The sequence below is a fragment of the Nevskia soli genome, assembly GCF_903970205.1.
In the GTDB taxonomy this organism is placed as follows: Bacteria; Acidobacteriota; Terriglobia; order Bryobacterales; family Bryobacteraceae; genus Bog-113.
Map to the genome: position 1 here is coordinate 1 of NZ_CAJCHS010000036.1, position 9,533 is coordinate 9,533.

The window sequence follows — 9,533 nt, forward strand, 5'->3', positions numbered from 1 at the left end:
GCCGATCAGATTCTTGCCGCCGGCCAGGTTCACGCCGGTCTTGCCGCCGACCGACGCGTCGACTTGTGCCAGCAGCGTCGTCGGCGCCTGAATCACCGGAATCCCGCGCATGAAAACGGCGGCCAGGAATCCCGCCATGTCATTTACGATGCCGCCGCCGAACGCCACGACCACGCTGGTGCGGTCGGCGCCGCAAGAAAGCATCCAGTCGGCCGCGGCTTCCAGCGTTGCCAGCCGCTTGGTCTCTTCTCCGCCGGGAAGGAAGTAAACCTTCGCGGGCGCGTGTTCAAACCGGGCACCGTGCATGCGCCAGATGTTTTCCTCGGTCACGACGAAGACCTGGCCGCAGCCGGACGGAAGATGTTCCCGCCACTGCGCCAGCGCGCCGCGATCCACCAGGACCGGGTAGCGCTCACGGCCCGTCGCGACATGAAATAGCGGCACAAACCATTTGTAACAGAGACCCTGGTTGTTAGAATCCAATGGACTGATGCACGCCGCTACCCGTGGAATAGCGTCCGGCCTGTTCTTCCTCGCAGCGGCAGTGACCATGTCCAACGCAACGCCATGGTCCATTTTCTGGACAGCACCGCTGTTGCTGGTCGCATCCGTGCTGATCGCGTGGGGAGCGGAATCGGCGCAGTTCTTCATCGCGCAAGGGTTTGCTCTGGCCATCCTGGCACTGCTGCAGACGCTTCCCGAGTTCGCCGTGGAAGCGGTTCTCGCGTGGCATCGTCAGTCGCCGCTCTTGATCTCCAACCTCACGGGCGCGCTGCGTTTACTCACCGGTGTCGGTTGGCCGCTCATTTATGTCACGGCCGCGGTCTCTCACCGGCGGCGCGGGAATGGAGCGCTGCGGCGCGTCTGCCTCGATCGGGAAGATGGCGTTCAGATCGTGACGCTGATCGTCTGCGTTACCTGGGCGTTCGTCATGTTCTTCAAGGGTTCGCTCGGATTGATCGATGCCGGAATCCTGGTGCTGCTCTATGCGGGCTATCTCTACACGCTCCGATGCATGCCGCCGGAATCGGAAGAAGCAATCGAAGAGATCGAAAGCGTTCCGCGCGCGATCGTGAATGCCCGGCCGCCGGTGCGCAATACAGCCATCGCGGCGCTCTTCGTAGCGGGCGGCGTTCTGATCTATTTCGTTGCGGCCCCGTTCCTCGCAAGTCTGCTGGCTGTGGCTGCGGCGGCCGGTATCAGCCAGTTCGTCGCCGTCCAGTGGATCGCTCCGTTCGTCTCCGAGTTCCCCGAGAAAGTGTCGGCATTCTACTGGGCGCGGACGGTCGATCGCGCGTCCATCGCTCTGATGAATATGATCTCGAGCAACATCAATCAGTGGACGCTGCTCGCGGCGATGCTTCCGATTGTGCTTTCGATCGCGAGCGGCGGGCCCACGGCGATCCATTTCGATCGCGAGCAGGAGATGGAATTGTTAATGACCGCGGCGCAAAGTCTGCTTGGCGCGCTGCTGCTGCTCGATCTGGAGTTGTGGTGGTGGGAAGCAGCCGGGCTCTTTGTGCTGTGGTTCGTTCAGTTCGTCTTCTCGGTCGTGCCCACCGCGGTCCTGGGAGTCCACCTGGCCATCACCGCACTCTACTTTTTGGGATGCGCGCTGCAGATCATCCGGATGTTGCTGCGTCAGCGCATGCCGCCGGCGTTCGCCGTGCTGCGCGATCTTCGCCGCCGGCCTGCCTGACCGGCAGCTTGTGGTAGAACCGGCTCCCTGACGGTCGCGGCTCTGAAACACACTCAATCTATTGAGTGCGGGATGATCCGTCGGTTCACAACCAGCCCCACTCCGAGCCCGACCGAAAGGGAGGGTCGTCCGCTGTCAGCCGCGTTGACCCTATCCGGATGGAACGGTGTATGTTGGGGGGTCATTTTCGAGGGAGCCGCGACGGTCACGCAGCGGTCGATACCACGCGCGGCTAGTCGTTCTCGTTGTCGCGAACGAATTCGAGAATGTCGAACTTCTTCACGGCGCGGTCCGGGAAGAAGCTGTTAATCGCGTCCTGCTCTTCGGAGAAATTTTCGAAGATGGTTTCCAGCTTCGTCGTAACCAGCAGTTCCAGATTTCGCGCGTTCGTGGCCAGCAGCTTGACCTGGCTGTTCGCCTTGCGAGCCGCGCTTGAAAGAAACACGAGGGCGCCCAAACCAGTACTATCGATGTAGGCGACTTCGGCGAGATTCAGAAGAACCTTGGCGTCCGACGTGGCTACCGGGGGATGCAGGGTGTCGCGGAAATGCGAGGCTTCGGGTCCCATCACCACCCTGCCTTTAAGATCGAAGATCAGAATGCCTTCCCGCTCGCGCTGTTCGATGTCGAGGCCCACAGGCACAGTCTAGCAATTGAATTTTCTACAATCAGTCAATCGGGCGGAGCATCCAGTAGGAGAGTGAACTTGGTCTGGAATCAGGAGGAATGGCGTCAGTTAGAGCGCGAGACGGCGCAGCGCATCCTCTTAGGCGCCAAGCCCCAGGCGCCATGGGCCGCAGCGGCGCGCGCGGCGCGGCTGGTTCTGCGAACGTATTCGACCAGCTTTTTCATCGTCACCCGCTTTCTTCCGCCGGTGAAGCGCCGCCAGGTGGAAGTGATTTATGCGGCGGTGCGCTATCCCGACGAGATCGTGGACACCTTCCCGATCCCCGCAGCCGAACAAAACCGCGCGCTCGATCGGTGGACTGCGGATTATGAGCATGCCCTCGCCTGCGGATCGGTTCAGGAAGCCGTTGCTGCCGGGGCGAATTGTTTTGCCGGCGCCTTCGGACAAGTGGTACGAACCAACGGGATCCCGCAGGAGTACTATCGATCGTTTCTGGCCGCGATGCGGCTGGATGTCACGCCGCGGCCGTTTGAAACTCTCGAAGATCTGATCGACAACTATATCTACGGGAGCGCAACGGTGGTCGGCTATTTCCTCGCCTACGTATACGGACCCAGCGCCCCGGCGGAGTTCGATCGCGCGCTCCGGGCTTCGCGCGATCTTGCCATCGCGCTGCAACTGACCAATTTTCTGCGTGATGTTCCCGACGATCGCCGGCGCGGTCGAACGTACCTGCCCTGCGACTTTCTGGGGGCCGAAGGGCTCTCGGTGGAGACGGCCGCGGACCCGGATGCGCGCCCCGCGCTCGACCGCGTGCTGCGCCGCCTGTCGCGCGTGGCCGAAGAGCACTACGCGGCGGCCGAGCGCGATCTGGACGCTTTCGCGCCCGATTGCCGCATCGCGATTCAAGCCTGCATCAACGTGTATCGTCAACTGAACCTCCGCATCGGAGCGAGCCAGCAAGGCGTCATGCATCGCGAGCGCGTTCCCATGGTCGATAAATTCCGTGTGCTGCCGCCGAGCAAATACTGGCGTCTGCCGCTGGCGTATCTGGGGGCGATTTGAGCACTCCCGGCCATGTGGCGATCGTCGGCGCGGGTTTAGGCGGCCTCAGTGCGGCCGTGCATCTGCGGTCCCAGGGCCGGCCCGTCACAGTATTCGAGCAGAATGATCGTACCGGCGGACGCGCGAATCTGATCGAGCGCGGCGGATATCGCTTCGATACCGGTCCCTCGCTGCTGAATTACCCGTGGGTGTTTGAGGATCTGTTCCGCTCCGTCGGCCGCAATCTGCATGACTACGTGGAGCTGATCCCGGTAAATCCTTCGGTTGAGTTTCGCTGGCCTGACGGCGCCGTATTTTCCCTTTCGAGCGACTTCGAACGTCTGCGCGCCGAGTGCGAGAGGCTCGAACCGGGATGCGGTCCGCGTTTGATTGCGTGGCTGCGCGATGCGGCCGCGAAGTTCGATACGAGCTTCAACAAGCTGGTCACGAAAAATGACGACAGCGCTCTGAAGTGGCTCGGTCGTTTGAGCATCCGCGAGCTTCTGGGGACGGGCGTTTGGCGATCGCTCGATAGCGAGCTGCGCCGGTTCTTCAAGAACCGCTACATCCGCGAAGCGTTCGGCTCGTACGGGATGTATCTGGGCGGATCGCCGTTCGATCTGCCGGGTTTGTTTTCGATCCTCGCTTATGGAGAACTGGCCTACGGGTTGTGGCTGCCGCGGGGTGGAATCTACGCTGTCGTTGCCGCAATTGAGAGCCTCGCGCGTGAGCTCGGAGCAGATATTCGAACCGGCTGCCGTGTCTCGCGGATCGTCTCACGCGACGGAAAGGCCCAGGGCGTGGAACTCGATAACGGAGAATTTGTCGCCGCGCAGACGGTCGTCTCCAACGTCGATGTGCCCACGACCAATCGCGAGCTGCTGCGGGGCGCGCCGCCGAACAAGAGCCGGATGACTCCCGGTGTTCTCACGTTCTACTGGGGTGTGCGCGGACATCTTGCGACCGGTGGACACCACACGATCTATCTGCCGGGCGCGTATCGCCGCGCGTTCGACCAGCTCGCCAGCGGGTCCATCCCCGATGAGCTTCCGTTCTACGTCAGCGTCGCTTCCGAGACCGATCCCGACCTTGCGCCCGCGGGTTGCTCGACCGTCTTCGTTCTCGTACCGACTCCTGTGTTGAGCCTTCTGAACGCAATCGACTGGGATTCCACCGTGGCCGATGTTCGCTCGCGCGTGCTGCAACGTTTGGGACTCGATCCGTTGCGAATCGAGGTCGAGGAAGTGTGGACTCCGGTCGACTGGCAGCACCGTTTCGGGTTGCACGACGGCTCGGCATTCGGCGCGGCGCACACATTGTTTCAAATGGGTCCGTGGCGATCGCGTAACATGTCACCAGACGTTCGCGGCCTTTACTACACCGGCGCGAGCACCACCCCCGGCACGGGAATGCCGATGGTCGTCTTGAGCGGGCGCATGACGGCGGAAAGGATTCTCGCGCATGCATGTTGAGCGGTTCGGCGCGGTGCGTGGCGCCCGTGTGTTCGCGGCGCTGCACGGCTGGAGCGGCGATCATCGGACGTTCGAGCCCCTGTACCGCAGGCTTCCCGCCGACGTTACTTTCCTGGCCGCCGACCTGCCGGGTTGCGGCAATTCCCCGCCTCCGCGGGCCTGGACTGTCGAAGCGATCGCCGATGAAATCGCGGACTGGCTGCAAACGCTGGATTGCCCCGTCACGCTGGTGGGAAATTGCAGCGGCGCGAATTTTGCGATGTTCGCCGCACTCCGCGTGCCGGAGCGAGGCGCTGAGAGAAGTGTTGCCCGCATTGTTGCAATTGACGCCTTCGCTTTCTGGCCCTGGTATCTCCGCGTCTTTGTGCATCCCGTGATTGGCCGCTACGCTTACTTTTCGACTTTTGCAAATCCGATCGGGCGCGCGCTGACGAATCTGTCGCTGAGCGCGAAACGGGCCAAAGAAACGTCGTTGACGGATGGGTTCTCGCGCGTAGATCATGAGACGACCTTCCGGTATCTCGAAGTGTTGCGCGACGCCGGAGGTATCGAAGCGTTTCGCGCGCTTCCAATGCCGGTCGATTTCGCCTACGGGGACAAGAGTTTCGACGCTGTGCGTGAATCGGCGCGGCGCTTCGTGAACCTGCTGCCCCATGCCCGCGCCGTCGTGTTGCCGGGAGCCGGACACCTGCCCATTCAGGAAGCGACGGGCGCGTTGTGCCGTCTACTGTTCGAGACCGATACAACTCAACGCAAGGAGCCGCTTTGCCCCACACTGAATGCGCATATCGCGAGCTGATTGAGCGCGGGCTCCGGGACCATCTGCCGGAGAGCCGGCTGCGCTGCGCGGAACACCTGAATGCTGCGCTCCGTTATGCGATGTTCCCCGGCGGCAAACGGACACGCCCTTTGTTGACGCTGCTGGCCGCGAAAGCCGCCGGAGGTTGTGAGCACACGGCGCTTCCGGCAGCCTGCGCGATCGAGTTCCTCCATGCGAGTTCGCTGATCTTCGACGACCTTCCGGCCATGGATAACGCCGATCTCCGGCGCGGCAAACTTGCCTTGCACGCAGCCTGTGGCGAAGACATCGCTTTGCTCGCCGCGCTTGCGCTGTTGAACCAGGCTTATGCGATCTTCGGACGCTGTCCGTTGTTGCTCTCTGAGGCGGTCGAGGCAATCGGTGAAAACGGGATGATTGGCGGACAGGCGGTGGATCTCTTGAACACCTCCACCGCTCCGTCCGCTGCACGCAATCGCAAAACATCGGCCCTCATGCGGCTTACGCTGGTTGCGGGGGCGCTCGCCGTCGACGCTGACCCTGATGCGGTCGCAGTGCTGGCAGCCGCCGGTGAATCGCTCGGCGAAGCGTATCAAATCTGCGACGACCTCCTGGACGCGTATCTGGACTGCGGCGCTACCGGCAAGACCGAACGGCAGGATGCGCGCAATGGCCGCGCCACACACGCGTCGGCCTTCGCCGCCGAAGTCTGTCGGGCGCAGGCTCTGGAACTGGTGAGCGGGGCCACGGAATCCATCGATCGGCACTTCGGCGCGAACGGTTCCCCGCTGGTCGATCACATCAAAGCGATCGCAACCGAGTTCGGCCGCGCGGGACTCGTCGCGGCGTGAGCCGGCGCGCTGTCATCATTGGCGGCGGACTCGGGGGACTCGCTACCGCATTGCGCCTGCGCGCCCGCGGCTGGGACGTCACGGTTTGCGAAGCGGGACCCACGTTGGGCGGCAAGATGAATCGCTGGTCAAGCGCGGGATTCACCTTCGACACGGGACCGTCGCTCATCACCATGCCCTGGGTCTTCGCCGATCTGTTCCACGCCGCCGGCGAACGGATCGAGGATCACATTGAGCTGGTTCGCCTTCCGTCGCTGGCCGACTACGTGTATCCCGATGGCGAGCGCTTCCGCTACACGTCATCGTTGCCCGAATGGATCCCAACACTTGAGCGAATCGCGCCCCAAGACAAGGACGGATTCTTCCGCTTCCTCGAACTGGGTTCGCGGCTCTGGGAAGTGTCGCGGCGAACATTCCTTAGCCGTACGCCGTACGACCCGCCGGGCGCGCGCGACTGGGAGGTGCTGCGCTACATGCCCTGGCGCTATGGATGGGGCAACTACCACCGCACCGTCGCCGCGCATTTCAAGAACCCGCGTTTGCGGCAACTGTTCGATCGCTATCCGACCTACGTTGGGTCATCGCCGTACCTCGCTCCGGCGACGCTCGCGATCATTCCTTATATCGAGTTTGCGTTCGGAGGCTGGTATGTTCGGGGTGGCCTCTATAGCCTTGTGGAGGCACTGGTGAACATCGCCGAAGAACGCGGCGTGACAATGTGCGTGAATGCTCCGGTGGTCTCGATCGATCATGAGCGTGGGATCGCGACGGGCGTAAGCCTCGGTTCAGGTGAACGCATTCCAGCCGACGTCGTGGTGATGAACGGAGATGCCGCGACGCTGCCGGAACTCCTGGGCGAGGCGTCGCCACCTGCGACATCGCGATCGATGTCCGGCTTCGTCATGCTCTTCGGGCTACGATCGGAGATGCCGCGTCTGGCCGCGAATACCGTCTTCTTCTCAGCCGATTACCGGCGCGAGTTTTCGCAAATCTTCGATGAGTCGCGCTTTCCGGAGGATCCGACGGTGTACGTCAACGCGCCCAGCCGTCTCGACCGGTCGCTGGTTCCGGAGGGTCGCGGCGAAACGCTATTCGTGATGGCGAACGCGCCGGCGCGAGCTGACCAGTGGTCCGATACGGAGATTTGCGTCGCGAAAACGCGCGTGATGTCGCGCCTGCGGCAAGGCGGACTCGATATCCCCGATGCCGACATTGCCGTCCATGATATCTGGACGCCGCGCCGCATCGAAGAGCGTTACCGCATGCCGGGCGGCGCAATTTACGGCACGGATTCGCACGGCTGGCGCAACGCGTTCCTGCGACCGCGCAATCAGAATCAGCAGGTTCGGGGGCTCTACCTCGTCGGCGGCAGCACGCATCCCGGCGGCGGAACACCAACGGTACTGCTGTCAGCCGAGATCACTGCGATGCTGATCGCAAAGCATGAGAACCGGCTCCCTCACGGTCGCGGCTCGGTAACGCAATGAATCGCGGTAACCGAATGAATCGCGGGAACGCAATGAGTCGCGGTAACGGAATGAATCGCGGTAACGCAATGAATCGCGGTAACGGAATGAATCGCGGTAGCGGAATGAATCGCGGTAGCGCGATGAATCGCGGTAACGGAATGAATCGCGGTAACGCAATGAATCTCTCGAACGCAATGAATCTACTGAGCCGCGCGCGTGAGCGAGCGGTCTTTTCGGATTTTCGACACGGGTGGTTCGTCATCATCCTCTGGATCGTCTACGCCATTCTGTGGTTCGGCGGCGTCGGCAGTCACTTCCTCTTCGGCGCAACACCGGCGGGTATGAATTGGACCGCGCCTCTGCTGCTCTGGGTAGGCACGCTCCTTACTTTCATCGCCGCTCCTGATGACTGGCGTACGCTCGCGATCAGCTTCGTTGCCGGTATCGCTATCGAAGTCGTCGGTGTTGCCACCGGATTCCCATTCGGCCGTTACAACTATACGCCCGTGCTCGGTTTCGCGATCCTCGCCGTCCCGCTGGCGATGGGCTGCGCCTGGGTGATTCTTCTTGCCTGGGTCCGTCAGTTGCGGTTACCCGTGCTCGCCGCGGCGGCAGTGATGACGGCGGTCGATCTCGGCCTCGACCCCGTCACGACGCGCATCCTCGATTTGTGGCGATGGCGCACTCCGGGCCGCTACTACGGAGTCCCCTGGACCAACTACGCCGGATGGTTCGCAGTCAGCCTGATCCTGTTTGCCTGTCTCCCCCCGGGGCGGCACAACCCGAATGTCTTCGCCGTCGGATCGACGGTGCTGCTGCTATTCGCCCTGATCGGACTTGCCCACGGGTTTTTCGTGCCAAGCTCGATGCTTTGTTTGCTCTGCGGCGCAGGGTATTGGCGATGGAGAGCTTCTTCCAACGTTCTGATCAGCACTTAGGAGGCAATCGCATCGAACCGTTCTTTGCGGGATTGATCCTTTAGCCGCGGATCAATCTCTTCGCGTTGAGGCACACTTCGATACAACCAACAGAGTCCCATAGCAAGTCAGGGCTGCATCGCAGACGGGCGCTCGATTACAGCGCTACACTGGAATTTCCGTGTCTGAGACCAGTGTTTTATGGCTTCGCGTGGCCGCGGGCCTTTATTCCGTCGGGTTGCTGTACGCGATCCTGACGCTGGTTCACCGGCGCGACCACCTATTCAAAATCGCTCTCGGCGCCTTCGGTCTTGGCGGCGTTTTCCAGTTCGTCTCATTAGTCGATCAGGGCTTAGCAACCGGCGCATTCCCCGCCAGCAACATCTTCGAATCGTTGTCGCTCTGCGCGTTTGCGGTCACCGTAATCTTCCTCATAACCAGCTGGCGCTACCCGCTGCAAAGTCTCAGCGCATTCATTTTCCCGCTAGTGTTCATGATGACGCTCGCCGCTGCGCTGAGCAGTCCGATCGGGAACTGGACCAGTCCAACGGTGCGAAGCGCCTGGCTCATCGTGCATGTGGTCGCTGCGCTGGCGGGCTATGCGGCGCTCACGTTTACCGCCGTCGCCGCCATTCTTTACCTGTTCCAGGAACGCCAGTTGAAGCACAAATCTCC

Annotated in this window: 9 protein-coding genes and 1 pseudogene; 8 read left to right on the forward strand and 2 right to left on the reverse strand. The window is 62.1% G+C overall.

The window, feature by feature from the left end; all coding sequences use genetic code 11:
• A pseudogene (locus H1Y01_RS01880) lies at positions 1-444 on the reverse strand (3-dehydroquinate synthase); the annotation flags it as partial.
• A gap of 46 nt (positions 445-490) precedes the next feature.
• On the opposite strand from H1Y01_RS01880, the gene H1Y01_RS01885 reads away from it, so the two are divergent.
• Positions 491-1,699: a hypothetical protein gene (locus tag H1Y01_RS01885; protein WP_219341187.1), complete on the forward strand. Its 1,209-nt coding sequence runs from the start codon at positions 491-493 to the stop codon at positions 1,697-1,699.
• 232 nt (positions 1,700-1,931) lie between these two features.
• On the opposite strand, the gene H1Y01_RS01890 is transcribed toward H1Y01_RS01885, so the two are convergent.
• Positions 1,932-2,336 (reverse strand): STAS domain-containing protein, encoded by a 405-nt coding sequence (locus H1Y01_RS01890; RefSeq protein WP_180538399.1) that lies wholly within the window; start codon positions 2,334-2,336, stop codon positions 1,932-1,934.
• A gap of 63 nt (positions 2,337-2,399) precedes the next feature.
• Here H1Y01_RS01890 and H1Y01_RS01895 point away from each other — a divergent pair, with 63 nt between their 5' ends.
• From H1Y01_RS01895 to ccsA, 7 genes are all read left to right on the forward strand, one after another.
• Positions 2,400-3,392 carry a phytoene/squalene synthase family protein gene (locus tag H1Y01_RS01895; RefSeq protein ID WP_180538400.1) on the forward strand — a complete coding sequence of 331 codons (993 nt, stop codon included), beginning with the start codon at positions 2,400-2,402 and terminating at the stop codon, positions 3,390-3,392.
• The gene (locus tag H1Y01_RS01900; protein ID WP_180538401.1) at positions 3,389-4,843 is read left to right on the forward strand and encodes a phytoene desaturase family protein; all 1,455 of its coding nucleotides are present in this window, start codon (positions 3,389-3,391) and stop codon (positions 4,841-4,843) included. Before H1Y01_RS01895 ends, H1Y01_RS01900 begins: the two co-directional genes overlap by 4 nt.
• On the forward strand, positions 4,833-5,642 hold the full coding sequence (locus tag H1Y01_RS01905) for an alpha/beta fold hydrolase (RefSeq protein ID WP_180538402.1): 810 nt from the start codon (positions 4,833-4,835) through the stop codon (positions 5,640-5,642). Before H1Y01_RS01900 ends, H1Y01_RS01905 begins: the two co-directional genes overlap by 11 nt.
• Positions 5,609-6,472, forward strand: coding sequence for a polyprenyl synthetase family protein (locus tag H1Y01_RS01910; protein WP_180538403.1), 864 nt, complete (start codon positions 5,609-5,611; stop codon positions 6,470-6,472). The genes H1Y01_RS01905 and H1Y01_RS01910 overlap by 34 nt, the downstream gene beginning before the upstream one ends.
• Entirely contained in the window at positions 6,469-7,959 is a 1,491-nt protein-coding gene (locus H1Y01_RS01915) for a phytoene desaturase family protein (RefSeq protein WP_180538404.1), read from the forward strand. Before H1Y01_RS01910 ends, H1Y01_RS01915 begins: the two co-directional genes overlap by 4 nt.
• 104 nt (positions 7,960-8,063) lie before the next feature.
• Entirely contained in the window at positions 8,064-8,879 is an 816-nt protein-coding gene (locus H1Y01_RS01920; RefSeq protein WP_180538405.1) for a carotenoid biosynthesis protein, read from the forward strand.
• Positions 8,880-9,039: 160 nt separating this feature from the next.
• On the forward strand, positions 9,040-9,533 hold a 494-nt coding region (gene ccsA / locus H1Y01_RS01925), incomplete at its 3' end, for a cytochrome c biogenesis protein CcsA (RefSeq protein WP_180538406.1).

Bases quoted from the DNA above. Each gene is read 5' to 3' on its own strand.
- H1Y01_RS01905 (WP_180538402.1), top strand. From the start codon at position 4,833: ATGCATGTTGAGCGGTTCGGCGCGGTGCGTGGCGCCCGTGTGTTCGCG.
- H1Y01_RS01920 (WP_180538405.1), top strand. From the start codon at position 8,064: ATGAATCGCGGTAGCGCGATGAATCGCGGTAACGGAATGAATCGCGGT.
- H1Y01_RS01885 (WP_219341187.1), top strand. From the start codon at position 491: ATGCACGCCGCTACCCGTGGAATAGCGTCCGGCCTGTTCTTCCTCGCA.